We start from the raw sequence: 26,328 nt of genomic DNA on the forward strand, positions 1-26,328 counted from the left end.
GGCTGCCGGAAAGCCCAAGCTGGTCGCCTTGATCGCCGTCGCTCGCAAGCTGCTCACAATCCTCAACGCCATGCTCAGGACCAAAACGCCATGGCAACCCGCTTGACAGCCAACACAGTCGCTCACCCCAACCCTCTCCCATCGAAGTCGGATTTATCCGACTTCGAAAGTTGAACATGCCCAACTCGGGTAAACCCGAGTTGGGTGGGAGAGGGAGCACACTTTTGTTGCAGGAAGAGCTCGAATCTAACTTCATCGCGCTTTAGCCCTTCCAGTGCAGCACGCAGATCAGCGTGAACAGCCGGCGGGCCGTTTCGAAATCGATCCGCACCTTGCCTTTCAACCGTTCCTGCAGGGTGCGCGAGCCTTCGTCGTGAATTCCACGCCGGCCCATGTCGATGGCCTCGATCTTGTCTGGGGTCGCGGTACGGATCGCCTCATAGTAACTGTCGCAGATCATGAAATAGTCCTTCACGATCCGCCGGAACGGCGTCAGCGACAACAAATGCGCCACGACCGGCGCGCCGTTCTCGTGGCGGATGTCGAAGACGAGGCGGTTGCCGGTGATGCTGATGTGCAGCGTGAACGGGCCGTCGTTGACGCCCTCGGGCGCGAACAGATTCTGCTCGATCAGGTCATAGATGGCGATCGCGCGCTCGTGCTCGATATCCGGCCCCGAACGTCCGATCGACTCCTCGTCGAGCGTCACCGCGACGATGCGGTTTTGCGTGTCGTCCCCTGGCGGCAGTTTGGTCATGACAGATTGAGGCGCAGTCCGATCGAACGCGCGTGCGCCTCGAGGCCCTCGGCCTCGCCCAGCGTCATGGCCGCCGGGCCGAGCGAGCGGAGCTGGTCGGGTCCGCATTTGAGCACCGAGGTGCGCTTCATGAAGTCGAGCACGCCAAGGCCGGATGAGAACCGCGCCGATCGCGCCGTCGGCAATACGTGGTTGGAGCCGCCGACATAATCGCCGATCGCTTCCGGGGTGTGGGGTCCGAGAAAGATCGCGCCGGCATTGCGGATTTGCTCCGCAAGCGATTCCGGGTCCGCCGTCATGATCTCCAGGTGCTCGGCGGCGATCGCATTCGCCAGTTCGATCGCCTCGCCGATAGTGTCAACCAGAATGACGGCGCCGAAATCGTTCCACGAGGCGCGCGCGATACGAGCGCGCGGCAGGAGCGAAAGTTGCACCTCGATCGCGCGCTCGACCTCACCCGCCAGCGCCGCATCGTCGGTGATCAGGATCGACTGGGCGTTGACGTCGTGCTCGGCCTGCGCCAGTAGATCGGCGGCGATCCAGTCTGCATTGGCGGTCCGATCGGCGATGACGAGCACCTCTGAAGGTCCGGCGATCATGTCGATGCCGACCTTGCCGAACACCAGCCGCTTGGCAGCCGCCACATAGGCATTGCCGGGCCCGACGATCTTGGCGACCGGCGCAATGGTCGCGGTACCGTAGGCGAGCGCCGCCACCGCCTGTGCGCCGCCGACGCGATAGATTTCGGATACGCCGCCAAGATGCGCCGCCGCGAGCACCAGCGGATTGAGCTTGCCGTCGGGCGAGGGCACCACCATCACCAGGCGGGGAACGCCGGCGACCTTGGCCGGCACCGCGTTCATCAGCACCGAGGACGGATAGGCGGCGGTGCCGCCGGGAACGTAAAGGCCGACCGATTCGATCGCGCTCCAGCGCCAGCCGAGCTCGACACCGAGCGCGTCGGTGAAGCGTTCGTCCTTCGGCAATTGCCTGCGGTGGAAAGTCTCGATCCGTTCGCGGGCAAGCTCAAGCGCCTCCATCGTCGTCCGGTCGCAAGCCTTCACCGCTGCCGCGATTTCGTCCGTGCCGATGCGCAGGTGCTGTGCATCGAGATCGAGCCGATCGAATTTGCCCGTCGCCTCGATCAACGCCCCATCGCCGCGCCTGGCGACATCCTCGACGATGGCGCGGGTGGCGGCCTCGATATCAGCGGCAACCTCGCGTTTCATCGCGAGGAATTCGGCAAATTCCCTGGTGAAGTCGGCGCTGTTTCTGTCCAGTCGAACAGGCATGGTGGCTTTCCGGCGGCGGTCCAAAGCATGATTCCGAAAGGCGGAACCGGTCTTCCCAAAAGACCATGCTTAGACAACAAATTAAAGCGCGATCGCGATTCGACGCAAAAACGAGCGCGCTTTGAGGGGCAAGGGCCCTCTGCTCAATGGCGCGACGGCCCATCGCCGTCAACCCTTCGATGGCTGCCGCTAACCGCCCCGCGCCGGCGGCGGCACGTCATTGCCGGAATCGCCGGCACCTAGTGGGAGTGGATTTGATATTCGCTACCCAATGTTAGAATCAGACCACCAGATCGTCGACGCCGAGGTCGCACAGCTCGCATTCCAGGCATTCGACATCCAGCCGCAGCGCCTCGCCGCGGCTGAACATCAGGACCGCGCTGCCGCCGGGCGCCTCGGCCGGGTGAAACTCGATCCCGACCAGTTCCAGCACCTTGTCCGGCGTCGCCAGATCGATATTGCGCGACTTGCAGGCCAGCACGCGATCAAAACGCAGGGCCGCGATCAGGCGGCGCGGCGAGGTTTCGCCGGCCAGCGTCTGTTCCCAGTCCAGCCGGTTCATGCCGATCACCAGCCGCTTCTCGCCCTGGCGCCAGACAATATCGGAGGTCTGGACGCGGGCGTCCTGTACATGGGTGGAAATGACCGCGAGGTCCTCGGTATCGAGGGCGATCAATTTGAGTTGGGGCGACACCGATCCGCCTGCATTTAGTGCGGCGAATTTGAAGTTCCTATCGGTATCGCGGCAGGTTCGTGACAGGAACTTCAAATTCAAGGCCGCTACTCAAATTAATAAGTTGCTAGAGCCTTTTCGGTTCTGATTGAATCAGAACCGAGGCTCTAATCTTTTGTTTTGACGCGCTTTCTTCACGCGAACCGGTATCCACTTCGCTCGAAAACGCTATAGAGCTCCTTTGAATCCGAGGTTCGCATCAGAGGTCGCCGCGATAGCTTGCGAACTTCGGAATCGGAGCTCTAGTCAGTCGCTGATGCGCTCGATGGAAGCGCCGCACGCCGACAACTTCTGCTCCAGCCGCTCAAATCCGCGGTCGAGGTGGTAGACGCGGTTGACCATGGTCTCGCCTTCGGCGGCGAGCCCGGCGATGACCAACGACACCGACGCGCGCAGGTCGGTCGCCATCACCGGCGCGCCGCGCAACTTTTCGATGCCGTGAATGGTGGCGGTTTCGCCGTCGAGCTGAATCCGCGCGCCGAAACGCGCCAGCTCCTGCACATGCATGAAACGATTCTCGAAGATCGTCTCGGTGATATGCGAGGAGCCCGTGGCGCAAACCATCAGCGCCATCAGCTGGGCCTGCAGGTCGGTGGGAAAGCCCGGAAACGGCGCGGTCGAAACCCGCACCGGATTGATGGCCGCACCGTTGCGGGCGACCCGGATGCCTTCGTTGTTGACGGTGACCTCGGCGCCGGCCTGCGACAGCACGTCGAGCGCGGATTGCAGAAGTTCCGCACGCGCGCCGCTGAGCAGGACGTCGCCCCCGGTCATCGCCACCGCCATCGCGTAGGTGCCGGTCTCGATGCGATCGGGAAGCACGGTGTGTCGCGCGCCGTGAAGCCTGCTCACGCCTTCGACCGTGATGCGGGGGGTACCGGCACCGTAGATGCGCGCGCCCATCTTGTTCAGGCAATCGGCGAGATCGAGGATTTCCGGCTCTTGCGCGGCGTTGGTGATGACGGTCGTGCCATTCGCAAGGCTTGCCGCCATCACGGCGACATGGGTGCCGCTGACCGTCACCTTGGGAAAGTCGATCGTTGCGCCCTTGAGACCTCCTGGCGCGCTTGCGACCACATAGCCGCCGTCGATGGCGATCTCGGCGCCGAGCTTTTCCAGCGCCAGGATCAGGAGATCGACCGGCCTCGTGCCGATGGCGCAGCCGCCGGGCAGCGAAACCCGTGCCTCGTGCATTCGCGCAAGCAACGGCGCGACCACCCAGAAACTGGCGCGCATCCGCGATACCAGCTCATAGGGCGCGGTGGTATCGATGATGTTGGCCGCCGAAATATGCAGGGTCTGGCCTTGATATTGCCGGTCGCCGGGCCGCTTTCCCACCGAGGTGATGTCGACGCCGTGATTGCCAAGAATGCGCTGCAGCTGGGCCACATCGGCGAGCCGCGGCACGTTGTCGAGGATAAGCGTCTCGTCGGTCAGGAGCGCCGCGATCATCAGCGGCAGCGCCGCGTTTTTAGCGCCTGAAATCGCAATGGTGCCGTTGAGCTTGTTGCCGCCGACGATGCGAATGCGATCCATGCCGAAACCTGCTCTTGCGATGCATAAAGTATTAGAGGAAGGCATTCTGCCCGCAAAAGCTTCGAAGTTTGCGGCTATTTGATGGGACTGACGGCAAAGGCGATTGATATTTCCACAGCGTGCTGGAATTGGCACAGGCCTGGCGTTAATCGCATCATGATCCCGACCCCGCCGGGGCCCGCGAATGGGCTTTCAAATCGAGCCATTATTCGCGCAAAGCACACCCTCCGCGATGGCTGCCAGGGAGGGTGAGATCGAAAGCGGTCTTACGCCGGGCGGAAGCGCCGCACCGCGCCGATAACCGCGATGACAAAAAATACCAGCACGAGGCCCTGGACGACGGCGAAGGGCGGCTCGCTCGGCGGCACGCTCGGGGCCAGCGCGTGCAGTGGGCCGATCTTGAGGAAGCTCTGGATGACCAGCACGAAGACGTTGAGATAAAGCGCGATCATCGCGGTCAGCGTATAGATCCAGCGCCACGCCCCCGAGAGCTTCATGCCATAAAGCGCGACACAGGCGATGGCGAGCATGACCAGCGAGACGATGCCGACCATGTGCGAGGGTAGCAGCTTGTCGAACGGAAACAGGAAGCCGGTGACGCTGGTCAGTATCGTGGAGAGCAGGAACAGCGCGGTCATGCCGGGCATTCGATGTGAGCCGAAAAGCCCGAACAGAACGATGAAGCCGGTCACAATTCCGATCAGGCTGATGATGACATGCACCATCGTGAAAGCAGACAGGCTCAACCCCAAGACCATGACGCGCTCCCCTCTTCGAATCTCTGACAAATGCTACGGCTGCCGCTCCAAAAAAGCTACACGTGCTGCTCGGAGCAGTGGCGCTCCGTGCGCGGGCATATCCTGATCCGCCACCGGATCATGCTCTAACGGCCAAGAAATTCGACGAGCTTGGGGATTACTTGGTCAGGGGCTTCTTCCATCAACCAGTGCCCCGATCCTTTGACGAGAACGCCTTCGACCTTCGTCGCCACCATCTTGCCCTGCTCGATCAAGAATGGTCCGCTGGCCCTCTCTCCCGAAAGAACCAGCACTGGCATGGTCAGCCTCGTCCTGGCAAAGCCGGCAAAGTCTTCGGCGTCTTTGGCAAAGGCGCGGAAGACCTCCATTCCGGCGGCCATGTGCCCCGGCTGCGCGTAGGCATTCGCATAGATTTCGCGGTCTTCTTCAGACACAGATTTCTGGGGATCGGCGGCGAAGTCGTTCCAGAAATGTTCGAGATAAGTCCGTTCGCGCCCTGTGACCAGCGCCAGTGGCGTCTTGCCGTAGAAATGGAAATGCCAGAGGTCGCGCAGCAGAAACACACTATTCCAGTCACCGACGCCCGGCAAAAATGCTTCTATAAGCACAAGCCGGTCTACGGCCTGCGGATATTGCGCGGCAAGTGCGTAGGCGACCATCAGCCCGATGTCGTGCCCCACCAGGCGAACCCGGTCGAGTTTGAGGCTGTTGAGAAGTGCATGGACATCTTGCGCCATGGCGGCCTTGGTATATCCGTCCGCAGGCGCCGCAGATTGACCAAAGCCGCGCAGATCCGGCGCAATCACGGTGTGTCTGCCCGAGAGTTCGGCGATTAACGGCCGCCACATATGGCTGGTTTGGGCAAAGCCATGCAGCAGTACGACGGGGTCGCCCCTGCCCGCGGCGAGATAATGCAGCCTGATCCCGTTAACGTCGGCGAAATTGCTTTCCATCTGGTGCTCCTTGCCGCGTTGAAAAAGGCGCTTTCAAACATAGCGCGGGATGAGACTCTTGCACGGAGTTTTCGCATCGGCCGATCCAAACGCGGGAGCATCGATTGGCACGGGCTCCGGGCGAGCGACATAACCGGCGCGGAGTCAAAGCGCGGGCTTTGCGGTATCGCCGAGATAGCCGTGCAGCGCGGCAACCACCTGGGCGCCTTCGCCGATCGCACCGCCAACCCGCTTGACCGACCCCGAACGCACGTCGCCGACGGCAAACACGCCCGGCACCGAGGTTTCGAGCGGCGAGGCGATGCGCGCTTCGCTGTTCTTGTCTGGCGCCCCCGTCACCACAAAGCCGGCGCGGTCGACCACAACCCCGCAACCCTCGAGCCAGCCGGTGGCGGGATCGGCGCCGACGAACAGAAACAGGTTGCGAACGTCCAGAAGGCTGTCTTCGCCGGAAAGGCGGCTGCGCCAGCGCACGCGCGTCAGCGAGCCGTCCTGGCCACCCTGAAGGCCAGTGACCTCGGCATTGAACATCAGCTCGATATTCGGCGCCGCCTCGATGCGCTCGATCAGGTAGCGCGACATGCTGGCGCCGAGTCCGCCGCCGCGGATCACCATATGAACCTTGCGGGCATGGCCGGAGAGGAAAACCGCGGCCTGACCGGCGGAGTTGCCGCCGCCGACCAGGACGACCTCCTGCTGGGCGCAAAGCCGCGCCTCGATCGGGGAAGCCCAGTACCAGACACCGCGGCCTTCGAAATCCGAAAGGTTTTCGATTTCGGGCCGCCGATAGCGCGCCCCGCTTGCGACCACGACCGATCGCGCCCGCAACACGTCCCCATTCTCGAGCTTGAGGCCGAAGGATCCGTCGGGGCGCGAACAATCCAGCGCGTGCACCTCGACCGGGATCATGATTTCCGCACCGAATTTCTGCGCCTGGTTGAAGGCGCGCGCGGTAAGGGCGTGGCCGGAAATTCCGGTCGGAAAGCCAAGGTAATTCTCGATCCTGGCGCTGGCGCCGGCCTGTCCGCCGAATGACCGCGTATCGCAAACCGCAACCGAAAGCCCTTCGGATGCGGCATAGACCGCGGTCGACAGCCCGGCGGGACCGCTGCCGACGACGGCCACGTCATAGACCTTGTCCTTCTGTAGCGCGCGCACCATGCCCATCGCGCGCGCGAGCTCTGATTCGCGTGGGTTACGAAGCACGGTGCCGTCGGTCGTGACGACAAGGGGGAAATCGGACTCCACGGGCGAATGGCGCGCGATCAAGGCGGCGGCCTCGCCGTCGGCAACCGGATCGAGCAATTGATGCGGATAGCCGTTGCGGGTGAGAAAACCCTGCAGCCGGACCACGCCGGCCGAATTCGACTGCCCGATCAGGACCGGCCCGCCGGCGCCGCCGCGGATCAGGCTGACCCGGCGAAGGATGAGCGCGCGCATGATGCGCTCGCCGAGATCGGCCTCGGCAATCAGGAGTGCGCGCAGACGCTCCGGCGGAATCAGCAGCGTCTCCACCTCGCCATCGGCGTTACAATCGACCAGCGCGTTGCGGCCGGAGAGTTGCCCAAGCTCGGCGAGAAACTGGCCCGGCCCGTGTTCGATGACAGGCGTGACGCGGCCGAGGCCGTCGCGGCGCGTGATCTCCACATGCCCGGACAACAACACGAACATGCCTGGACCGACCTTGCCGGTCTCGAAAAGTGCTTCACCATCGTTGAAGTTGCGAACCTCACCGAACCGGCGGATCCGGGCGATTTCGTCCGCCGTCAGCGTCGGAAAGGTCTGCTCATAGCGTGGAAATGCGATCTCTGCCGGCGCCTGCTTTTCCGCCTCGTCTGCCATCGATCCGCCCCAACAATTCACTCTCGCCTTCAGGGAAAGGCGGACATTCGAAGATATTCCGCGGCGAGCCAACAGGTCATTTGCCCGGGTGCTTTTTGCCCGATCCCTCGCTTGCGACGTCAGCAGAACTGGACGACGGGTTAGTGAAATCCTCCCGGCCCTTTGCTTGCGACTTTCTCCGCTTGAGATTTTCGCGCAGCGCCTGCTTCAGCCTTTCGTGGCGTAAGTCGCTCGCCGCCTTTCCGGATTTCTTATCCTCGTGATCCTTCATCGTCGACCCGTTCGAATACTGGAAACCCGATCGATCTGGCCCGATCCAGCCCGTTTCGTGGGCGCGTTCCTTGAGCCGCTCTTCTGCTTGCGCGCCTGCGGCCCTTGTGGCAAGGATCGGCCCGCCTTTGTGCGGCCTTTTTGGCCGATTCTCGTCTCAGAAAGCAGGCTGCCGTAGCTCAGTGGTAGAGCACTCCCTTGGTAAGGGAGAGGTCGACAGTTCAATCCTGTCCGGCAGCACCAGCCCGCAAGAAAAATCCCCGCGCCTGAACGAGACTTTGCACCGGGAACTCACGGGTGGTGCCATTCGAATCCCTTGCTCCGTCCCTGTCCAGCCCCGATCGCCACGCGGCAAAATCAAGGCTTCTTTCAGACCTCATTAAGCTTCACTTAAGTACAAAAAATCGTTATCAACCAATGGGTTGGGTTATCGGCAAGTGTGGCCGATGAGTGACAGCTTTTTACGCCAAAGCCGTTTAAGTGCGCGCCCTCAACGCAGAACGCGTCCGTCCTCGTAAGACTGAAAACACTCTGGAGTCCCAACCAATGAAGAAGTTCCTACTGGCAACTGTGGCCCTTGTCGCCCTCGGCGCGACAGTGCCAGCACTTGCAGCCGATCTTCCCGCCCGCCCCTACACCAAGGCGCCGGCCTACGTCGCCCCGCTCTACAACTGGACCGGCTTCTATGTCGGCGGCCACATCGGCGGCGCGTTCAGCGGTGACAACAATTTCGGTGGCCTGACCACGGGCAACAACGACAATGGCCGTTTCCTCGGCGGTCTGCAGTTCGGCGGCGACTATCAGTTCGCGCCCAACTGGGTCATCGGCGGCGAATTCCAGTACAGCTGGCTCGGCAGCAACAACAACGGCATCATCTTCCCGGGTGGCTTCCTCTACACCAATGACCAGCGCGCGCTCGGCTCGGTGACCGGCCGCATCGGTTACACTTGGGGTCCCGCCCTGCTCTACGTGAAGGGCGGCTATGCCTTCGCCGACAATGGCGAATCGCTGATCAACGGCGGCGGCGTTCCCGTCGCCTTCGCACTCACCGGCGATCGTCGCAACGGCTTCACGGTCGGCGCGGGCTTCGAATACCTGTTCACCCAGAACTGGTCGGCCAAGCTCGAGTATCAGTTCTACGACTTCGGCAGTTCAAGCTTCACGATCCCAACCCAACTGGCCCCATTCGGCAGCTTCCGCACCGACGACCACGTCGTGAAGGTTGGCCTGAATTATCGCTTCAACTGGGGCGGTCCGGTGGTTGCGAGGTACTGACTAGCCTCCCATCAGGCGAGTTTGAAAAGGCCGGCTCCAAGCCGGCCTTTTTGCTTTCCGCAAAGCACGACAAGCGCGCTCAGATCATTTTACCTTGCGCGCAGGCGCCTCAAATCCCGATTGTGTTCTGTGTGCCATACGCCGATAGTGATCTGAGAGCAGAAGCAGTTTCATCGGGCAATTTGCGATAGCCAGTGAAGGCGATGCACTCGAAGACACAAGCCGTCCAGTCCACGGTCGAGGCACTTCGTTACCCCTGGGAAAGTCATCCCGGGCCCGAACAGGTCGTGGAGGTGATGCCTGGCCTGTTGTGGGTGCGCCTGAACCTGCCGTTCCGCCTCAATCACGTGAACATCTACCTGCTCGCCGACGGTGACGGCTGGACCATGGTGGATTCCGGCTTCGGCAACGAGGAATCGATCGCCGCCTGGACCGCGCTGTTCGAAGGCCCGCTGGCTCATGTCAGGATCACGCGCCTGATCGTCACCCATTCGCATCCCGATCACGTGGGGCTGGCCGGCTGGGTGGTCGAGCGCTTCGAATGTCCATTGTTCATGTCGCAGGTCGAATATCTGCAGTCGGTCTATTTCCAGAACCGCGGCACCGAGGAGCGCAAACAGGCGCAGCGGCTGTTCTTCCGCCGCCACGGCATGGACGAGAGCCTGACCGACAAGCTCTTGGGCCGCGGCCAGGAATATCTGAAACGGGTTTCGATCCTGCCGCCCGCCTACCGCCGCATCTCGCATGGCGATGAGATTTCGATCGGCGCGCGGCGCTTCAAGGTCATCACCGGCGGCGGCCACGCGCTCGACCAGGTGATGCTCTATTGCGCCGCCGACAAGCTGTTCCTCTCCGCCGATCAGGTGCTGAGCAGGATTTCTCCCAATGTCAGCGTCTGGGCGGTCGAGCCCGACCAGAATTCGCTGGGAGAGTATCTGGCATCGCTTGCAAGCCTGACGACCACGCTACCCTACGACCTCCTGGTGCTGCCCGGCCATGGCGTGCCGTTCTACGGACTGAAGACGCGGATCAAGCAGCTCGCCGATCACCACGAAGAGCGTTGCCGGCGGATTGCGGAAGCGTGCCGGGACAGCTCGAAGACGTCAAAAGAACTGGTTCCGGTCGTGTTCCACAAGCACGATCTCGACGCCCATCAGATGGGCTTTGCCGCCGGCGAATTGATCGCGCATGTGAATTACATGCTGGTCGAAGGCCGTCTCACGGTCGAGGAGATCGACGGCGTGCTTCGCTTTCGCACGACGTGATGTGTTGAGCTTCGATTCGAACCGCGACGCCGGAACGACGGCAAGGAATTGAGGGAGCCGGACGCGCTGCTGCGTCTGATAGCCGGTCAGATTTCCTTGCGCGCGTCGCGGGCGACGGCTTCCAGACCCGCCAGGGCATACCTGAACATGTGACGCGCCAACGCCACCGCATCATCCGGCCCGAGTTTCAAGGCCGGCAGCGCGCGCGCCAGGTGGCGGCGGTCGGCGAGGATCAGCATGCAGATCGGCGCCATCAGGCTGACGCATCCACGCGCAACCGCCGGATGATCCTCCGGCAACTTCATCAGTTCGGCGATAAATTGCCGCAACAGACGCGCTCTCGGGAGGATCACCTTGTCCTTTGTCTCGAGCATTGCCGGCGAGGGCGCGACCAGTTCGCGGCCAAGTACGCGAAATTCCCATGATGAAGAAAGAGGCCCGGTCAGCGCTTCGGCGACCAAATCGAGAATCGCCTCGAGCTTGGCCTTTGGATCACTTTTTCCGGCCACCGCAGCCGCAATGGCGTCGGCCGAGAAGAGACGATTGCGAGCTTCCTCGAGCACCGCCACGTGCAGGCCTTCGATGCCGCCGAAATAATAGTTCACCGCCGCGGTGTTGGTGCCGGCCCGCTCGCATATTTCTTTCGCGGTGGTCCGGTCAAAACCTCTTTCTGCAAACTCTTGGCCTGCGGCCTCCAGCAATTGCAGCTGGGTCCTCTGCCGATCTTCGGCCGGTTTTGACGAGCTCGAGCGGCCGCGGTATGTCCCTCCCCGTTTCATCAGGTTTCGAACCCTCAACGTTTGCCTTTCCGTTGAAACTTTAATTTCAAATTCGGATTTGGCAAGCGTCGCGTAGCCTCACGCCTCGAGATTGAACAGCTTCGCGGCGGTGCGGCCGAGAATATCGGCCTTCTCCTCGTCGCTGAGCGAGGCGGACGCAAGGATGTGGTCGACGGGATTGAGCTGCCAGGGATAGGGATAGTCGCTGCCGAGCACGATCTGGCCGGCGCCGACCTGCGCGGCCAGATGGCGGATCGCCTCGGGGGTGAACACCAGCGAATCGAAATAGATCTGCTTGAGGTACTCCGAGGGTCGTTTCTTCAGCTTGACATCTGCAGTGCAGCCCTTGGGTCCCACCATGCAGGCGTGATCGGAACGATCGGCATAGGACGGCAGATAACCGCCGCCATGGGCCGCGATCACCTTCAGCCCGGGAAAGCGATCGAGCGTGCCCTCGAAGATCAGGTGCGACAGCGCGATCGTCGTGTCGAGCGGATTGCCGATGGTGTTGTCGAGCCAGCCATTGCCCGCGAAGCGCTTGTTCAGCTCGGGTATGCCGCGAGGATGGATGAAGAGCGGCACCCCCAGCTCTTCGGCCTTGGCCCAGACCGGATGGAATTTCTGGTCGGAGAAATCGACGCCGTTGACCGAGCCGCCGATCGCAGCCCCCTTCAGACCCTGTTTCCTCACCGCGGTCTCAAGTTCCTGCACCGCCCGATCGGGCGCCTGCAAGGTGAGCGAGGCAAACGCGGCGAAGCGGGTGGAATTGGCAGCGCAGAATTCGGCCAGCTTTTCGTTCTGGAGCTTTACGATTTGTGCGGCAACATCGCGTTCGCGGTTGTACCAGAATGGATTGATCGACAGGATCTCCATGTCGACCGCCTGGGCGTCCATGGCGGCGAGCCGCTGGGAAAGGTCGATATAGGTCTCCGTCGCGCCATTGATCGCGGAAACCTGCAGTTTGAATCCTTCTTCGCCGAGCAGCGCGCCCGCTTCGCGAAAATGGCAATGCGCGTGCACGTCAACGGTCTTGACCCGCTTTCCATTGACCGTGACCGGCAATTTCGCCCGCGAGTCCTGTTGGGCATGGGCGCTCTTCGAGAGGCCGCAGCTGCAAAACACAATTCCGGTCGCGGCAGCGGCCGCGCCCGCCTTCAAAAAATGACGGCGCGAGCTCATGGCGATTTCTAGCAAGGCGATTTCCCCCAAAGCTTTTTTTGATGTGGCGAGGTGGCTGTCGCCACGCGCGCCGGTTTTCCGAGCCGGCTGCGATCGCGGACAAGGTGGGGGCAGATCGTAGGACAGGGCAGCGGATGCCAGCAAGATGGCGCCGGGCGAGAAGCGCGCAGCCGCTCGCCGCTGGCGTGCGAATGCGGGCAATCGGCGATCGAGCCTCGCAGGCAAGAGCTCAAAATGCCGTCCGCGTATTGATCGAAATCAAATGGTGATCCGCGTTTGCAGCAACCCCCTGCCCCGTCGTTCACGCTTCCGCGAGCCAATTCCGGCTCGACATTAAACCTGGAAAAGTTCTAAAAAGGCACCGTCGCTCCGGCCTCTCCTGCCAGGTCCTTGCAATGGATTATAACAAATACTTCCACACCGCGCTCAACCGCCTGCATGAGGAGCGGCGTTACCGGATTTTTGCCGACCTCGAACGCATCGCCGGCCGCTTCCCCCACGCGGTGTGGCATTCGCCGAAAGGCAAGCGCAACGTCGTGATCTGGTGCTCCAACGACTATCTCGGCATGGGGCAGCACCCGAAAGTGGTGGGAGCGATGGTCGAGACCGCCACCCGTGTCGGCACCGGCGCTGGCGGCACCCGCAATATCGCGGGAACCCATCACCCGCTGGTGCAGCTCGAGCAGGAACTCGCCGATCTCCACGGCAAGGAAGCCGCCCTGCTGTTCACCTCGGGCTATATCTCCAACCAGACCGGGATTGCCACCATCGCCAAACTCATCCCGAACTGCCTGATCCTGTCGGATGGGCTTAATCACAATTCGATGATCGAGGGTATCCGCCAGTCCGGCTGCGAACGCATCGTGTTCCGCCACAGCGACACGGCGCATCTGGAGGGCTTGCTGCGCGCCGCGGGTCCGGATCGGCCGAAGCTGATCGCGTGCGAGAGCCTGTATTCCATGGACGGCGATATCGCACCGCTGGCCAGGATCTGCGATCTCGCCGAGCGATATGGCGCGATGACCTATGTCGACGAGGTTCATGCGGTCGGCATGTATGGCGCGCGCGGTGGCGGCATTGCCGAGCGCGACGGCGTCATGCACCGCATCGATGTTCTGGAAGGAACGCTGGCCAAAGCCTTCGGTTGTCTGGGCGGATATATCGCCGGACGCGCCGAGATGATCGACGCGGTGCGTTCCTATGCGCCCGGTTTCATCTTCACCACCGCACTGCCGCCGGCGATCTGCTCGGCTGCGACGGCTGCGATCCGGCACCTCAAGACCTCGAACTGGGAGCGTGAGCGTCACCAGGAGCGCGCCGCCCGCGTCAAGGCGATCCTGATCGCTGCCGGGCTGCCGGTGATGTCGAGCGACACCCACATCGTGCCGCTGTTCGTCGGCGACCCCGAAAAATGCAAGCACGCCTCCGATCTGCTGCTCGAAGAGCACCATATCTACATCCAGCCGATCAATTACCCGACGGTCGCCAAGGGTACCGAACGCCTGAGGATCACGCCGTCGCCCTATCATGACGACGCCCTGATCGATCAGCTCGCCGAGGCGCTGGTCCAGGTCTGGGAGCGGCTCGGCCTGCCGTTGAACCAGAAATCACTGGCCGCGGAATAACCTTAACCCGTCATCGGCTCGATCAGGCCCGACTCGAAGGCCGGCGTAACGTGCTTTGCCGGCGCCTTCCGGCTATACTCCCCTGCGCGGGATCTTTACGGAGCAAGCAGCGATGCTGCACGACTGGAGCGTGATCGCAGCCGCGTTCGCCTACATCGGCTTCCTGTTTTTGGTGGCAAGTTACGGCGACCGCCTGTCGCCGACGCAGCGCGGCCGCGCCAGCGCGCTGATCTATCCGCTATCGCTCGCGATCTATTGCACCTCCTGGACTTTCTTCGGCTCGGTCGGGTTCGCCAGCCGCACCAGCGTGGACTTCCTTGCGATCTATGTCGGTCCGATCCTGATGATCGGGGTTTGCACGCCCTTGCTGCGCCGCGTGATCAGGCTTGCGAAATCGCAAAACATCACCTCGATCGCCGATTTCATCGCCGCGCGCTACGGCAAGAGCCAGGCGGTCGCCGCATTCGTCGCGCTGATCGCCATCATCGGATCGATTCCCTATATCGCCCTCCAGCTCAAGGCGGTGGCCTCTTCGCTCGAGACCATTCTGAGCGAAGACGAGGCGTTTTCCTCAATTCCGATCATCGGTGACATTGCGCTGATCGTCACGCTGGCGATGGGAGCTTTCGCCGTGCTGTTCGGAACCCGCCAGGCGGACGCGACGGAACATCAGCACGGGTTGATGCTGGCGGTGGCCACCGAATCCACCATCAAACTGGTCGCCTTCCTCGCCGCCGGCGCATTCGTGACCTTCTGGATGTTCACGCCGGTCGAACTGGTCGAGCGGGCGATGAAGACGCCGGAAGCGGTACGTGCCATCGAGTACACGCCGTCGGTCGGCAGTTTCCTGACCATGGTGCTGCTGTCGTTTTGCGCGATCATGCTGCTGCCGCGCCAGTTTCACGTCAGTGTGGTCGAGAACTCCACCGACGCGGAGGTTGGCCGCGCGCGCTGGCTGTTTCCGTCTTACCTGGTGGCGATCAATCTGTTCGTGATTCCGATCGCACTCGCCGGACTGGTGTCGTTTCCGTTCGGCGCGGTGGACAGCGACATGTATGTGCTGGCGCTGCCGATGGAGGGAAACGGGCAGCTGCTCAGTATCTTCGTCTTTCTCGGCGGCCTGTCCGCGGCAACCGCGATGGTGATCGTCGAGTGCGTGGCGCTTTCCATCATGGTCTCGAACGACATTGTGACTCCGCTCGTCCTGCAGCGCGGACGCCAATCCCGTGCGGGACGGAATTTCGGCCGCTTTCTGCTCGGGGTTCGCCGCTTCGCGATTTTTGCCATCATGGCGATGGCCTATCTCTACTATCGCGCGCTGGGCAATGCCCAATTGGCGGCGATCGGCCTGTTGTCCTTCGCCGCCATCGCGCAGCTTGCGCCCGCGTTCTTCGGCGGCCTGTTTTGGCAGCGCGCAACCGCACGAGGCGCGATCGGCGGCATGCTGATCGGCTTTGCGATGTGGACTTACACCCTTTTCCTGCCGAGCTTTCTCGAAGGCACATCCGCCGGCCTCTTTTTGTTGCACCACGGCCCGTTCGGTGTCGAAGCCTTGCGGCCGCAAGCCCTGTTCGGCGCCGATCTGCCGCCGCTTCTTCACGGCGTACTCTGGTCGCTTTCGCTCAATCTTTTGACCTATGTCGTGCTCTCGCTCGCGCGCCAGCCGTCCTCGATCGAACGCCTGCAGGCGGACCTTTTCGTACCCCGCAGGCTGGCGCCGATGGCCCCGCCATTCAGGCGCTGGCGCACCACGGTGACGGTCCAGGACATTCAAAGCACGGTTGCGCAATATCTTGGGCCCGATCGCGCCCGCGATTCCTTCGACGCCTTCGCCGCCACCCACAACGTCCATCTCGACCTGGCGGCGCCGGCGGACTTCGAATTGCTGCAGCACGCCGAGCACCTGATCGCATCCTCGATCGGGGCCGCATCTTCGCGCCTCGTCATGTCGCTGCTGCTTCGCAAGCGCGCGGTCTCGGCCAAGGCGGCGCTCAAACTGCTCGACGATTCCCATGCCGCGCTGCATTTCAACCGCGAGATATTGCAGACCGCGCTCAACCACGTGCGGCAGGGCATCGCCGTGTTCGACCCGGACCTGCAGCTGATCTGCTCCAACCGGCAATTCGGCGAAATCCTCGGATTGCCGCCGCACCTGGTGCAGATCGGCATTCCCTTGACGGAGATTCTGGAATTCATGGCGTCGATCACGCCTCTGGCATCCGGCGGCGACAATGATCAGGTGACGGAGAAGCGGCTCGCCGCCTATACCGCGGAGGGCGAGCCCTATCTGGAGCGGCTGCCGGACCGCCATATGGTGATCGAGGTCCGCTCCAACCGGATGCCGGGCGGCGGACTGGTCATCACCTTCTCCGATGTCACGCCGTCCTTTGAGGCTGCCGAAGCGCTGGAGCGCGCCAATGCCACGCTGGAAAAACGCGTGCGGGATCGCACCGAGGAGCTGACGCGGCTGAATTCGGAATTGGCGCGCGCCAAAAGTGCTGCCGAAGACGCCAACGTCTCGAAAACACGTTTCCTGGCCGCGGCAAGCCACGACATCCTTCAGCCGCTGAACGCGGCGCGGCTCTATGTGACGAGCCTGGTCGAGCGCCAGAACGGCGGCGAGGACTCAAGGCTGGTGGAAAACATCGACGATTCGCTCGAGGCGATCGAGGAGATCCTCGGAGCACTTCTGGACATTTCAAGGTTAGATGCCGGCGCCATGACGACGGCGGTCACGAGCTTCAAGATCGGCGATCTGATGCGCTCGCTGGAGATCGAATTTGCGCCGATCGCACGCGCAAAGGGCCTGAAGCTTACCTTCGTGCCCTGCTCGCTGCCTGTGGAATCGGATCGCCTGCTGTTGCGTCGGCTGTTGCAGAACCTGATCTCCAACGCCATCAAATACACCCCGCGCGGGCGGGTCCTGGTCGGATGCCGGCGCCGCGGCCAGTCGCTGCGGATCGGGATCTACGACACCGGCGTCGGCATTCCGGTTCTCAAGCGCGGCGAAATCTTCAAGGAGTTTCACCGGCTGGAACAGGGCGCGCGGATCGCGCGCGGGCTAGGCCTCGGCCTGTCGATCGTCGAGCGGCTCGCGCGCGTCCTCAATCACGGCATCGCGCTTGATTCCAACGCCAGCGGCGGCTCGCTCTTCTCGGTGACCGTCCCCACCGCGAAGGACGTCAACCACACCGCCGCGGTGACCAGCGCAACGCCGCTTTCCAGGACGCCGATGAGCGGCTCGCTGATCGTGTGCATCGAAAACGACGCGGCGATCCTGGACGGGATGAAAACCCTGCTGACCGCCTGGAACGCCGAGGTTATCGCGGTAGCCGATCCCGAAGCCGCGATCGAGGCGATCGAGGCCGCTCGCAAGCGCGTCACCGGTCTGTTGGTGGACTATCATCTCGACCGCGGCAATGGAATCGCCGCGATCAGGGAGATTCGCCGCCGCTTCGGCAACAGTATTCCGGCGATCCTGATCACCGCCGACCGCAGCCCGCATGTGCGGGCGGCCGCGCGGGAGGAGAACGTCGCCGTGCTCAACAAGCCGGTGAAGCCGGCTTCGCTGCGCGCCCTGCTGGGGCAGTGGCGCACCCAGCAGATGGTGGCGGCCGAGTAGGCGTTCGAATTCCCGCCAAAGCTATTGCTGCGACGGCGTTCCCTGACGCCACTGGTCGCCGGCGATTTTGGCGGCCGCGATCACCGCCTGGGTGCGGCTTTCGACGCCGAGCTTTTGCAGGATCGCCGACACGTGCGCCTTGATCGTCGCCTCCGACACCCCAAGCTCGTAGGCAATCTGCTTGTTGAGAAGGCCTTCCGACAACATCATCAATACCCGGACCTGCTGCGGTGTCAGCGTTACGAGCCGGTCGCGAAGGCGCGCCAGCTCGGGATCGGTTGCCGATGACAGGTCGGTGTCGGGCGGAATCCAGACATCGCCGTCCATCACCTTCATGATGGCGTCGCGCAGCGTGTCGACCCCGAAACGTTTCGGAATGAAACCGGAAGCGCCGAAATCGAGCGACCTGCGGATCGTGCCGCCGTCGTCGCTGGCCGAGACGATTACCACCGGGATCGCCGGATATTGCGCGCGCAGATAGATCAGGCCGGAAAAGCCGGAGATTCCGGGCATGGTCAGATCGAGCAGGACCAGGTCGACATCGGAATCCTGCTCGAGCAAGGCGGTCAGTTCGTCAAACGATCCGGCTTCGTCGATCCTCGCCGAAGTCACGACACTTGCCACCGCCTGCCGCAGGGCATCGCGAAACAGCGGGTGGTCGTCGGCAATCACCAGGTGGGTATCGGCGGCGGCAGTCATCTACTTCTTTGCAAGAGGCTTGAGGTAGCGTTCCCGTGGCCTCTGGAAGCGAATTCTCCCCCGGTGAGCGAGCGCATGCAAGCGCACAATCCAGCCATGCGAAATACAGGTTAATCGGCGGCGTCTTTGTGCGCCGCAATAGGGCAAAAGCGCGCAGATGAGCGGTACCTGGACCACGCGGAACTACCGACGCGACGCGGCGCAGGGCCGAAAGTCTTATTGGGCGAGGTTTCACGGCGATGTTACCGTGACCGCAATCTCGTGCCCAACGCATGATCGGCGCGTGGGACGAGTTGGCGACAACGATTTCGGGGAGCGATCAACGATGTCAATAGCAGCGACAGCGGGCGAAATCCGCACCAGCGGTGGAATGACCGCCGCAGAGCGAAAGGTGATTTTCGCCTCCTCGTTGGGTACCGTGTTCGAGTGGTACGACTTCTACATCTACGGAACGCTCGGCGCTTTCCTTGCGAAATACTTTTTCTCCAACGTACCGCCAAACGTTGCCTTCATCTTTACCCTGCTCGCATTCGCGGCGGGCTTTGCGGTCCGGCCGTTCGGCGCCCTGATCTTCGGTCGTCTCGGCGACATGATCGGCCGCAAATATACCTTCCTGATCACCATGACGCTGATGGGCGTAGGCACCTTCTTTATCGGCCTGCTGCCCGGCTACGGCACCTGGGGCATCGCCGCCCCGATCGTGCTGATCGCCTTGCGCCTGGTGCAGGGCCTTGCGCTCGGCGGTGAGTACGGCGGTGCAGCAACCTACGTCGCCGAGCATGCGCCGAGGAACCAGCGCGGCTACTACACCTCCTGGATCCAGACCACCGCAACGCTTGGGCTGTTCCTGGCGCTGTTGCTCATCCTGGGCATTCGCACCGCGATGGGCGAGGAATCTTTCGGTGACTGGGGTTGGCGTATCCCGTTCCTTCTCTCCGGCATCCTCCTGATCGTCTCGATCTGGATCCGCCTGAGCCTGAACGAGTCGCCGGTTTTCCAGAAGATGAAGGATGAAGGCAAAACCTCGAAGCGGCCCCTGAGCGAAGCCTTTGGCGAATGGGCGAACGCCAAGATCGCAATCCTTGCGCTGCTCGGCGCCACCGCCGGCGAAGCCGTGGTGTGGTACGGCGGGCAGTTCTATGCGTTGTTTTTCCTGACCCAGACGCTGAAAGTGCCTGGCGTCCCCGCGCAGATCATGATCGTGGTGGCGCTGGCGCTCGGCACGCCGTTCTTTGTCTTCTTCGGCTGGCTTTCCGACAGGATCGGCCGCAAGCCGATCATCCTGGCCGGCTTCCTGCTCGCGGCGCTGACCTATTTCCCGATCTTCAAGGGCATCACCCACTTCGCCAATCCCAAGCTTGAGGCCGCTCTGGCGTCAGCGCCGGTGACGGTTATCGCCGATCCGTCCGAATGTTCGTTCCAGTTCAAGGCCACCGGCACCGAGAAATTCACCACCGGTTGCGACATCGCGACATCCTCTCTGGTGAACCTCTCGGTGAATTATCAAACCCAGAATGCAGCCAAGGGAACGCCGGCGCAGGTCAAGGTCGGCGAGCAGACGCTGAGTGCCACCGCGACAGACTTCGCCAAGTCGCTGGCGGCGGCCATCAAGAGCCACGGTTATCCGGCGTCGGCTGATCCCGCCGACATCAACTACGTGATGACCGTGTTGTTGCTGTGGGTGCTGGTGATCTACGTGACGCTGGTCTATGCGCCGATTGCGGCATGGCTGGTCGAACTGTTCCCGAGCCGCATCCGCTACAGCGGCATGTCGCTGCCCTATCACATCGGCAACGGCTGGTTCGGCGGCTTCCTGCCGGCGACCGTGTTCGCGATCGTCGCCTGGACCGGCAACATCTACTCGGGCCTCTGGTATCCGGTGGGTGTCGCCTTAATGAGCCTTGTTATCGGCTTCCTGTTCCTGCCTGAAACCAAGGACGTCGACATAACAACCAACTGAGTGGTAAAAGACAACAAAGGCGGATCGACAGCAAACCGGTCGCGGATCATTCCGCGGCCGGTTTCATTTTGGGTCTGAACCATTTGAGTTTGCCGCTCCGATATACTGGAGCACGATCTCGCGGCGATGCGGGCGCTGCCTGTGCTCGATCAGGTAGATCGCCTGCCAGGTTCCCAATGCGAGTTTTCCGTTGAGGACCGGGACTTGCAGCGAGGTCGTCGTCAGCAGGCTCTTGACATGAGCCGGCATGTCGTCGGGTCCTTCCGTATCGTGGGTCCATCCGGCGTCCTCCGGCGCAAGGCGATCGAGCGCGGTCGTCAGATCGTCGAGCACCGAGGGATCGGCGTTTTCCTGAATCGTGAGCGAGGCCGAGGTGTGGCGAACGAACAGCGTCACGACCCCCTCGACCGCAGCGGTCCCCGACACGAAGGATGCTATCTCGCGGGTCAGATCGACGAAGCCAGGTCCGGAAGTTTCGACGGCAAGCAGTGAGCTTGCGAGCGTATTGGCGCTGATCCTGGAATGGGCGGTGCGGGAGATGGATTTGGATGACCTCATGGCGATCTACCTGTCGTCATCACCGCGAACTCTGGCGACGACCCGCTGATTGACCGGTCGCGCGGTCAAATCCTGCCGTTAATGTCCTTCTGCACCCGGTTCGCCATCTCGATCAGACGCCGCCACGCCCGTTCAAGGAACGACATCACACGATCCATGTCGCGATCGCTCGGCAATGGAATTTCGAATTTGCGCTCACCCTCGTCGACCTTCGAATCAGGTTTCCGAAGCGAGTCCGATTTTGGCAAGGTCCCTTCGATCTTGCCGTTGACCGTGGCCTCGCGCGAGGCCAGTTCGGCCTTGAGCTTCTCCAGTTCGGTTTTTGTTTTGTCGATTTCCGTCTGAAGCCGGCCGATTTCCGCATCGAGCGCCGCGCGCTCGTCAGGTACGGCGTAACAGGCCCACCCTGTGCCCGGATTGTTGCAGGTTGAAACGGCGCCGGTGCGGGTATCCAGCCTGACCACGCCGTCGGCGACGGGCGACATCGTATACCGCCCGTTCTCGCTGTCGGGCAGCGATTGCGCGGCAACGCCGACCATTCCGCCAACAAACAACCCCGCAACGGCAATAGCGATTCTGGAAGGCGATGTCGCTGTGCTCATGGGATGCTCCGCCTTGAGGCCGAACCGGTGCTTGCTGCTTCTATCCTGCTCCGGCTCCTAGTGGTCCGATTCCGACATTCGCATCCCGTTTTCGCAGAGTCTGCGGCCAGGTGGGTAGCGAATGTCAAATCACTACACTAGACCTGCGAACGATAGGGTGGGCGACCCGTTTTCAACGCGTCGACCAGCAATTCGATGCGATCCTGCCCCCAGAATACCTCGCCGTCCAGCACATAGGCGGGGGAACCGAAGACGTCGGCCGAAAGCGCATCTTGTCGGTTCTGCTCATAAATCTTGCCGATCTCCTCGGTAGCTGAACGCTCCACCAATTGTTTCCCGGCAAGCCCGGAATCGTCGGCCAGCTTGATCAGCGTCGCGGCGTCCGCGAGATTGAGCTCCCCTTCCCATACCGCCGCAAAGGCACGGCGCAGGAACGGATCCGGATCGTGACCAGCCTCGATGGCGGCGAGCACCAGCCCATCGGCGAGCCGCGCGTTGAAGGGCCAGTTCGCGGGCTGCAGATGGAAATTCAGGCCGCGCTTGTCGCGCCAGCGCTGCAGTTCGACCATGCGATAGCGCTGCCGCACCGGGTGCCGCTTCAAGAGAGGCAGCCCGCCGGTTTCCGAGAACAGATCGACGAGCACCACGGGCTTGTGATTGACTTTGAGATCGTAGGTACTGACGACCTCCCGGAACAATTTGTGTCCGATATAGGCCCACGGGGATTGCAGCGAGAAATAGTAGTCGATCTGACGCGGCATGCGCTCTCCTGACTTCGACTCCAATCAATATCCCAACAGACCCGCCGGCACGATGCAAGGTCGATCGGCGGCGGTCCTCAAGTCTGACGCGCTGCGCGGAGGCACGCCAGAATGGGTTTTGGCAGTGCGCACGGAATCTTTGTGAAGCCGCAAGACGAGCTTTCGATCTTGCCCTGCGCGCGCACGCTTTCGAATGTGCGTGGGTTCCAGAACGGCCAGATCTGTTGCGCAGGCCAATCGCCACTCGAGGTTGAAATCTGCTGATCGCGCCTCTGGCTATTGCAGTGCCGCGACCGGCCCGCCGCCAGTCGGCGCTTATGCGAATAAACTTCAGAGAATCAACGAGCTAGAGGGCTGGGAGGCAATCTTGACTTGGTTAGGTGCGCTCAGTATGGTCCGCGCGGCTTTTAAGGGTGACGGGGCGCCGTTTCTATCGACCGCAAGCATCGTTTCGGGTCTCCGCAGCATGGCGCAGGGCACGAATGACAGCGAAGATGGAAGCGGCAACAAATCGTCCTCCGACGAAGCCGCGCGTTCCGCAAGGCTCGGAAGCCTGAATCAGCGGTTGTCCGAAATTCGGGACGGCCGAAGAACCAGGACTGACCAACCCGGTGATGGAAGTGGAGACGGCGCTGCCCGAGCTTCGGCGATCGCACGCGGTTTCCGGCTGTCTTCGGAGTTGGTCGCCGGCGTCGTCGTCGGAGCGCTGATTGGCTGGGGTTTCGACCGTTTGCTGTCGACGTCACCTTTCGGGCTCATCGTGTTCTTCCTGCTTGGCTTTGCGGCCGGCGTGCTGAACGTGGTCAGATCGGCGGGTGCCGGTCAGGACAGGACCGATCGCTGACGGAAAAGCCCGACGGTTTGATTGCAGAGCGCCGGCGTGGCCGGCAGTACGTAAGAGATGTCGCGCGGATGATCGATCCGATCCATCAATTCAACATCGACAAGATCTTCACGATCGGCCATATCGGCAATCAGGAGATCGCCTTCACCAATTCGTCGGCCTACATGTTCGGCACCGTCGCCCTGATCTCGCTCCTGATGATCGGCGCCGGGCGCAAGCTGGTGCCTGGCCGTTTTCAGTCGATGGCGGAAATCAGCTACGAGTTCGTCGCGAACACGCTTCGAAGCAACGCGGGCGCGGAAGGCATGAAGTTCTTCCCGCTGGTGTTCTCGCTTTTCATGTTCATCTGCGTTTCGAACATTGTCGGGATCATTCCGTACACCTTCACGATATCCAGCCACATCATCGTCACGGCCGCGCTGGCGCTGCTCGTATTCTTCACCGTGCTGATTTATGGCTTCTACAAAAACGGCCTGAAGTTCTTCAAGCTGTTCGTGCCTTCCGGCGTTCCGATAGTGATCCTGCCGCTGGTGGTGGCGATCGAGATCATCTCGTTCCTGTCTCGCCCGGTCTCGCACAGCGTGCGTCTGTTCGCCAACATGCTCGCCGGCCACATCACGCTGAAAGTGTTCGCAAGCTTCGTCACCATGCTGGGCGCGTTTGGCATTGCCGGCTGGTTCGGCGCCGTACTGCCTTTGGCCCTGACGGTGGCGTTGACCGCGCTGGAGTTGCTGGTCGCGTTTCTGCAGGCCTACGTCTTCGCCATCCTCACCTGCATCTATCTCAATGATGCTCTTCATCCGGGCCACTGATCCGGCCTCACAACCAAACCTCGAGAAGGAGTTCGTTTCATGGATCCGATTGCCGCGAAATACATTGGCGCTGGGATTGCCTGCATAGGCATGGGTGGCGCCGGCGCCGGCGTGGGCATCATCTTCGGCAACTATCTTGCAGCCGCGGTGCGCAATCCTTCGGCCGCGCAAGGCCAGTTCGGCAACCTGATTTTCGGCTTCGCGGTGACCGAAGCGCTCGGCATCTTCTCGCTGCTGGTCGCGCTGCTCCTGCTGTTTGCGCTCTAACTTCACCACCGACCTGGCCGATGAGACTTTCGGAAGTGAATGTCATTGGCCGAACAGGAGAAGAAACCTGTGGCTGAAAGTCATGGCGACGCCAAGGGCGCGACAGCCCACACCGAGGCAGATGGCGGCCACAAGGCCCCCTTCCCGCCGTTCGAGAGGAATACCTTCGCTTCCCAGCTGGTGTCGCTGCTGATTGCATTCGTCGCGCTGTATCTGATCGTCTCGCGCATCGCCTTGCCGCGCGTCGGCAAGACGATCGACGATCGTCAGAACAAGATCGAGGGCGACCTGGCCGAGGCACAGAAGCTGAAGGACGAATCCGACAATGCGCTGCGAGCCTATGAAACCGACCTGGCGGCGGCGCGCTCCCGCGCCCAGGCGATCGGTGCCGAGACCCGCGAGAAGCTGAACGCAGCGTCGGAAGCCGAGCGCAAGGCGCTGGAAGAGCGCTTGTCGCACAAACTGAATGAGGCCGAGAAAACCATAGCAGCCACGCGCCAGAAGGCGATGAGCAACGTCCGGGGCATTGCCGCCGATGCCGCTGCCGCCCTCGTGCAGCGGCTCATCGGCGTTGCGCCCGACGGCAAGTCGGTCGAGCGCGCCGTCGACTCGTCCTTGAAGGGATAACTCCGATGTTCGCCCAACCGGAATTCTGGGTCGCGGTCGCCTTCGTCATCCTGATGGGCCTGTTCGCCTATATGGGAGTTCACCGGACCATACTGACCACGCTCGACCATCGCAGCGAGCGCATCAGGTCCGAACTCGAAGACGCCCAACGTCTCAAGCAGGACGCTGCAAAACTGCTCGCCGAATACGAGGCGCGTCGCGCCACTGCGGAGCGCGAGGCGGCGGACATCGTCGCTTCGGCGAAGACGGAGGCCGAGCGGATCGCGGCCGAAGCCAAGGCCAAGATGGAGGACTTTGTCGCGCGGCGCACCAAGACCGCCGAGAACAAGATCGCGCTTGCGGAAGCCCAGGCACTCGCCGATGTGCGGGCGGCTGCCGCCGATGCGGCGGTCGCGGCCGCTTCCACCATCCTGTCGCAAACGGTGAAGGGTGAGCTCGCCGAAGACCTGCTGGCCAAGGGTATCACCGAAGCCCGTGAAAAACTGAACTGACGATCCTGGCCGCCTTCTACTTTCTCCGTGAAGGCTTCGGCTCCGGCGTGACCGCCTGCGGATCGAAGCCGATGTAAAAGATGTAGTTCTCGCTGGTGAGGCCGGGCAACATCGCATAGGTCAGATCTTCCCCGACGATGCTGAACGGGGCGTTTGTTTCCTCCGACATCGATACCGTGGTCCGGTAGACCTTGGTGGAGATGACCTTCTCGTTGACACCGGCCTGTACGACCGCGACACGGAGGGGGATTTCGACAGTCGCAGGCGCACCCGCCGGACCCGCGATGACGCGGCCCTGAACGCCGATCCGGGCGATGATCTGACCGGACGATCGCCTGCAGTCGCGCGCGGTCCGCGAAATGGTCGCCTGATAGCGCAGTTCGCTGGCTACTGGCTCCTTGCCGGGTGGTGCCACCGCGTAGGTCGAGGCTCCCGCGCGGATTTTCACGACCGGACAATCCAGTTCGGCGCCATCGGGCGCCGCGGCTAACTCGCCGGCCGCCTGCGATTTCCCGCCGAACAATTGACTGAACCTGTCGCCAATCGTGGGGAGGGGTTCGGCGGGAGCGGTCTGAGAGCTGAAGGGATTGTTGGTCGCGCCGCATGCCGATAGCAGTCCAGCCGCCAGAGCCAGTGCGAACGCGGCACGCCCTGTCCGACCAGCAACCCTCATCCGCCCGTCCAGCCTGACTCGTATCAATCCGGTTGTCCCCGCCAGAATTCGCCTGCTCCTGCAGCGCCTTGCAAGGGCGCGCGGCAGCTTATATCAGCGCAATGGCGGCAAACCCAAGGCGTGGGTCAGAAAACCCAAGACGCTCGCC

25 protein-coding genes, 1 tRNA gene and 1 pseudogene are annotated in these 26,328 nt (G+C 62.3%); 12 read left to right on the forward strand and 15 right to left on the reverse strand.

All coding sequences use genetic code 11. The annotated features are described in order from the left end of the window. Window positions 1-106, forward strand: a pseudogene (locus VNX23_RS05840) (IS110 family transposase); the annotation flags it as partial. A gap of 156 nt (window positions 107-262) precedes the next feature. Here VNX23_RS05840 and VNX23_RS05845 read toward each other — a convergent pair. The 8 genes from VNX23_RS05845 to VNX23_RS05880 form a co-directional block, all read right to left on the reverse strand. After that, on the reverse strand, window positions 263-757 hold the full coding sequence (locus tag VNX23_RS05845; RefSeq protein ID WP_325628238.1) for a UPF0262 family protein: 495 nt from the start codon (window positions 755-757) through the stop codon (window positions 263-265). Beyond that, complete coding sequence (gene hisD / locus VNX23_RS05850; RefSeq protein WP_325628239.1) at window positions 754-2,049, reverse strand: histidinol dehydrogenase; 1,296 nt, start codon at window positions 2,047-2,049, stop codon at window positions 754-756. Before hisD ends, VNX23_RS05845 begins: the two co-directional genes overlap by 4 nt. A 280-nt stretch (window positions 2,050-2,329) precedes the next feature. After that, window positions 2,330-2,743, reverse strand: a complete 414-nt coding sequence (locus VNX23_RS05855) for a DUF2948 family protein (RefSeq protein ID WP_325628291.1) — start codon at window positions 2,741-2,743, stop codon at window positions 2,330-2,332. Window positions 2,744-3,028: 285 nt separating this feature from the next. Further along, complete coding sequence (gene murA, locus VNX23_RS05860) at window positions 3,029-4,318, reverse strand: UDP-N-acetylglucosamine 1-carboxyvinyltransferase (RefSeq protein WP_325628240.1); 1,290 nt, start codon at window positions 4,316-4,318, stop codon at window positions 3,029-3,031. Window positions 4,319-4,584: 266 nt separating this feature from the next. After that, the gene (locus tag VNX23_RS05865) at window positions 4,585-5,076 is read right to left on the reverse strand and encodes a hypothetical protein (RefSeq protein WP_325628241.1); all 492 of its coding nucleotides are present in this window, start codon (window positions 5,074-5,076) and stop codon (window positions 4,585-4,587) included. A gap of 125 nt (window positions 5,077-5,201) precedes the next feature. Then, on the reverse strand, window positions 5,202-6,029 hold the full coding sequence (locus VNX23_RS05870; protein ID WP_325628242.1) for an alpha/beta hydrolase: 828 nt from the start codon (window positions 6,027-6,029) through the stop codon (window positions 5,202-5,204). Window positions 6,030-6,173: 144 nt separating this feature from the next. Next, entirely contained in the window at window positions 6,174-7,871 is a 1,698-nt protein-coding gene (locus VNX23_RS05875; RefSeq protein WP_325628243.1) for an FAD-dependent oxidoreductase, read from the reverse strand. Window positions 7,872-7,947: 76 nt separating this feature from the next. After that, window positions 7,948-8,142, reverse strand: a complete 195-nt coding sequence (locus VNX23_RS05880) for a hypothetical protein (protein WP_325628244.1) — start codon at window positions 8,140-8,142, stop codon at window positions 7,948-7,950. Between the two features lie 167 nt (window positions 8,143-8,309). On the opposite strand from VNX23_RS05880, the gene VNX23_RS05885 reads away from it, so the two are divergent. The 3 genes from VNX23_RS05885 (at window position 8,310) to VNX23_RS05895 (ending at window position 10,681) form a co-directional block, all read left to right on the forward strand. Continuing rightward, a tRNA-Thr gene (locus VNX23_RS05885) sits at window positions 8,310-8,384 on the forward strand. A 303-nt stretch (window positions 8,385-8,687) separates the two neighbouring features. Further along, complete coding sequence (locus tag VNX23_RS05890; protein ID WP_325628245.1) at window positions 8,688-9,416, forward strand: outer membrane protein; 729 nt, start codon at window positions 8,688-8,690, stop codon at window positions 9,414-9,416. 203 nt (window positions 9,417-9,619) lie between these two features. After that, window positions 9,620-10,681: an MBL fold metallo-hydrolase gene (locus tag VNX23_RS05895; protein WP_325628246.1), complete on the forward strand. Its 1,062-nt coding sequence runs from the start codon at window positions 9,620-9,622 to the stop codon at window positions 10,679-10,681. Window positions 10,682-10,767: 86 nt separating this feature from the next. On the opposite strand, the gene VNX23_RS05900 is transcribed toward VNX23_RS05895, so the two are convergent. Then, window positions 10,768-11,460, reverse strand: a complete 693-nt coding sequence (locus VNX23_RS05900) for a TetR/AcrR family transcriptional regulator (RefSeq protein ID WP_325628247.1) — start codon at window positions 11,458-11,460, stop codon at window positions 10,768-10,770. 78 nt (window positions 11,461-11,538) lie between these two features. After that, on the reverse strand, window positions 11,539-12,639 hold the full coding sequence (locus VNX23_RS05905) for an amidohydrolase family protein (protein ID WP_325628248.1): 1,101 nt from the start codon (window positions 12,637-12,639) through the stop codon (window positions 11,539-11,541). A 395-nt stretch (window positions 12,640-13,034) separates the two neighbouring features. Between VNX23_RS05905 and hemA the strand changes: the two genes are divergently transcribed. Continuing rightward, entirely contained in the window at window positions 13,035-14,264 is a 1,230-nt protein-coding gene (hemA, locus tag VNX23_RS05910; protein ID WP_325628249.1) for a 5-aminolevulinate synthase, read from the forward strand. 112 nt (window positions 14,265-14,376) lie between these two features. After that, window positions 14,377-17,886, forward strand: coding sequence for a hybrid sensor histidine kinase/response regulator (locus tag VNX23_RS05915; protein WP_325628250.1), 3,510 nt, complete (start codon window positions 14,377-14,379; stop codon window positions 17,884-17,886). A gap of 21 nt (window positions 17,887-17,907) precedes the next feature. Here the strand turns inward: VNX23_RS05915 and VNX23_RS05920 are convergent, their stop codons facing one another. Beyond that, window positions 17,908-18,585, reverse strand: a complete 678-nt coding sequence (locus tag VNX23_RS05920) for a response regulator transcription factor (RefSeq protein ID WP_325628251.1) — start codon at window positions 18,583-18,585, stop codon at window positions 17,908-17,910. 325 nt (window positions 18,586-18,910) lie between these two features. Between VNX23_RS05920 and VNX23_RS05925 the strand changes: the two genes are divergently transcribed. Next, complete coding sequence (locus tag VNX23_RS05925) at window positions 18,911-20,545, forward strand: MFS transporter (RefSeq protein ID WP_325628252.1); 1,635 nt, start codon at window positions 18,911-18,913, stop codon at window positions 20,543-20,545. A gap of 63 nt (window positions 20,546-20,608) precedes the next feature. Here VNX23_RS05925 and VNX23_RS05930 read toward each other — a convergent pair whose 3' ends face one another. The 3 genes from VNX23_RS05930 to VNX23_RS05940 all read right to left on the reverse strand — a co-directional run bounded on the left by VNX23_RS05930 (window position 20,609) and on the right by VNX23_RS05940 (window position 22,466). Continuing rightward, window positions 20,609-21,103, reverse strand: a complete 495-nt coding sequence (locus VNX23_RS05930) for a secondary thiamine-phosphate synthase enzyme YjbQ (protein ID WP_325628253.1) — start codon at window positions 21,101-21,103, stop codon at window positions 20,609-20,611. A 65-nt stretch (window positions 21,104-21,168) separates the two neighbouring features. Then, the gene (locus tag VNX23_RS05935) at window positions 21,169-21,705 is read right to left on the reverse strand and encodes a hypothetical protein (protein WP_325628254.1); all 537 of its coding nucleotides are present in this window, start codon (window positions 21,703-21,705) and stop codon (window positions 21,169-21,171) included. Between the two features lie 137 nt (window positions 21,706-21,842). Further along, window positions 21,843-22,466: a 2-hydroxychromene-2-carboxylate isomerase gene (locus tag VNX23_RS05940; protein ID WP_325628255.1), complete on the reverse strand. Its 624-nt coding sequence runs from the start codon at window positions 22,464-22,466 to the stop codon at window positions 21,843-21,845. Between the two features lie 466 nt (window positions 22,467-22,932). Between VNX23_RS05940 and VNX23_RS05945 the strand changes: the two genes are divergently transcribed. From VNX23_RS05945 to VNX23_RS05965, 5 genes are all read left to right on the forward strand, one after another. Further along, window positions 22,933-23,310 carry an AtpZ/AtpI family protein gene (locus tag VNX23_RS05945; protein WP_325628292.1) on the forward strand — a complete coding sequence of 126 codons (378 nt, stop codon included), beginning with the start codon at window positions 22,933-22,935 and terminating at the stop codon, window positions 23,308-23,310. 68 nt (window positions 23,311-23,378) lie between these two features. Beyond that, a complete protein-coding gene (locus VNX23_RS05950) occupies window positions 23,379-24,122 on the forward strand; it encodes a F0F1 ATP synthase subunit A (RefSeq protein ID WP_325628256.1) in 744 nt (247 codons plus the stop codon). A gap of 39 nt (window positions 24,123-24,161) precedes the next feature. Beyond that, window positions 24,162-24,389, forward strand: a complete 228-nt coding sequence (locus tag VNX23_RS05955; RefSeq protein WP_325628257.1) for a F0F1 ATP synthase subunit C — start codon at window positions 24,162-24,164, stop codon at window positions 24,387-24,389. A gap of 69 nt (window positions 24,390-24,458) precedes the next feature. Beyond that, complete coding sequence (locus VNX23_RS05960) at window positions 24,459-25,016, forward strand: F0F1 ATP synthase subunit B' (protein ID WP_325628293.1); 558 nt, start codon at window positions 24,459-24,461, stop codon at window positions 25,014-25,016. 5 nt (window positions 25,017-25,021) lie between these two features. Next, a complete protein-coding gene (locus tag VNX23_RS05965) occupies window positions 25,022-25,507 on the forward strand; it encodes an ATP F0F1 synthase subunit B (RefSeq protein WP_325628258.1) in 486 nt (161 codons plus the stop codon). Window positions 25,508-25,523: 16 nt separating this feature from the next. Here the strand turns inward: VNX23_RS05965 and VNX23_RS05970 are convergent, their stop codons facing one another. Then, window positions 25,524-26,180: a hypothetical protein gene (locus VNX23_RS05970; RefSeq protein ID WP_325628259.1), complete on the reverse strand. Its 657-nt coding sequence runs from the start codon at window positions 26,178-26,180 to the stop codon at window positions 25,524-25,526. Between the last annotated feature and the right edge of the window lie 148 nt (window positions 26,181-26,328).

The organism is Bradyrhizobium sp., assembly GCF_035570375.1.
Classification (GTDB): domain Bacteria; phylum Pseudomonadota; class Alphaproteobacteria; order Rhizobiales; family Xanthobacteraceae; genus Bradyrhizobium.

Coding starts and splice junctions, on each gene's coding strand:
- VNX23_RS05865 (WP_325628241.1), bottom strand. CDS start 5,076: ATGGTCTTGGGGTTGAGCCTGTCTGCTTTCACGATGGTGCATGTCATC.
- murA (WP_325628240.1), bottom strand. CDS start 4,318: ATGGATCGCATTCGCATCGTCGGCGGCAACAAGCTCAACGGCACCATT.
- VNX23_RS05915 (WP_325628250.1), top strand. CDS start 14,377: ATGCTGCACGACTGGAGCGTGATCGCAGCCGCGTTCGCCTACATCGGC.
- VNX23_RS05920 (WP_325628251.1), bottom strand. CDS start 18,585: ATGACTGCCGCCGCCGATACCCACCTGGTGATTGCCGACGACCACCCG.
- VNX23_RS05900 (WP_325628247.1), bottom strand. CDS start 11,460: ATGAAACGGGGAGGGACATACCGCGGCCGCTCGAGCTCGTCAAAACCG.
- VNX23_RS05880 (WP_325628244.1), bottom strand. CDS start 8,142: ATGAAGGATCACGAGGATAAGAAATCCGGAAAGGCGGCGAGCGACTTA.
- VNX23_RS05925 (WP_325628252.1), top strand. CDS start 18,911: ATGTCAATAGCAGCGACAGCGGGCGAAATCCGCACCAGCGGTGGAATG.
- VNX23_RS05890 (WP_325628245.1), top strand. CDS start 8,688: ATGAAGAAGTTCCTACTGGCAACTGTGGCCCTTGTCGCCCTCGGCGCG.
- VNX23_RS05940 (WP_325628255.1), bottom strand. CDS start 22,466: ATGCCGCGTCAGATCGACTACTATTTCTCGCTGCAATCCCCGTGGGCC.
- VNX23_RS05875 (WP_325628243.1), bottom strand. CDS start 7,871: ATGGCAGACGAGGCGGAAAAGCAGGCGCCGGCAGAGATCGCATTTCCA.
- VNX23_RS05930 (WP_325628253.1), bottom strand. CDS start 21,103: ATGAGGTCATCCAAATCCATCTCCCGCACCGCCCATTCCAGGATCAGC.
- VNX23_RS05905 (WP_325628248.1), bottom strand. CDS start 12,639: ATGAGCTCGCGCCGTCATTTTTTGAAGGCGGGCGCGGCCGCTGCCGCG.
- hemA (WP_325628249.1), top strand. CDS start 13,035: ATGGATTATAACAAATACTTCCACACCGCGCTCAACCGCCTGCATGAG.
- VNX23_RS05935 (WP_325628254.1), bottom strand. CDS start 21,705: ATGAGCACAGCGACATCGCCTTCCAGAATCGCTATTGCCGTTGCGGGG.
- VNX23_RS05950 (WP_325628256.1), top strand. CDS start 23,379: ATGATCGATCCGATCCATCAATTCAACATCGACAAGATCTTCACGATC.
- VNX23_RS05965 (WP_325628258.1), top strand. CDS start 25,022: ATGTTCGCCCAACCGGAATTCTGGGTCGCGGTCGCCTTCGTCATCCTG.
- VNX23_RS05870 (WP_325628242.1), bottom strand. CDS start 6,029: ATGGAAAGCAATTTCGCCGACGTTAACGGGATCAGGCTGCATTATCTC.
- VNX23_RS05895 (WP_325628246.1), top strand. CDS start 9,620: ATGCACTCGAAGACACAAGCCGTCCAGTCCACGGTCGAGGCACTTCGT.
- VNX23_RS05970 (WP_325628259.1), bottom strand. CDS start 26,180: ATGAGGGTTGCTGGTCGGACAGGGCGTGCCGCGTTCGCACTGGCTCTG.
- VNX23_RS05955 (WP_325628257.1), top strand. CDS start 24,162: ATGGATCCGATTGCCGCGAAATACATTGGCGCTGGGATTGCCTGCATA.
- hisD (WP_325628239.1), bottom strand. CDS start 2,049: ATGCCTGTTCGACTGGACAGAAACAGCGCCGACTTCACCAGGGAATTT.
- VNX23_RS05945 (WP_325628292.1), top strand. CDS start 22,933: ATGGCGCAGGGCACGAATGACAGCGAAGATGGAAGCGGCAACAAATCG.
- VNX23_RS05845 (WP_325628238.1), bottom strand. CDS start 757: ATGACCAAACTGCCGCCAGGGGACGACACGCAAAACCGCATCGTCGCG.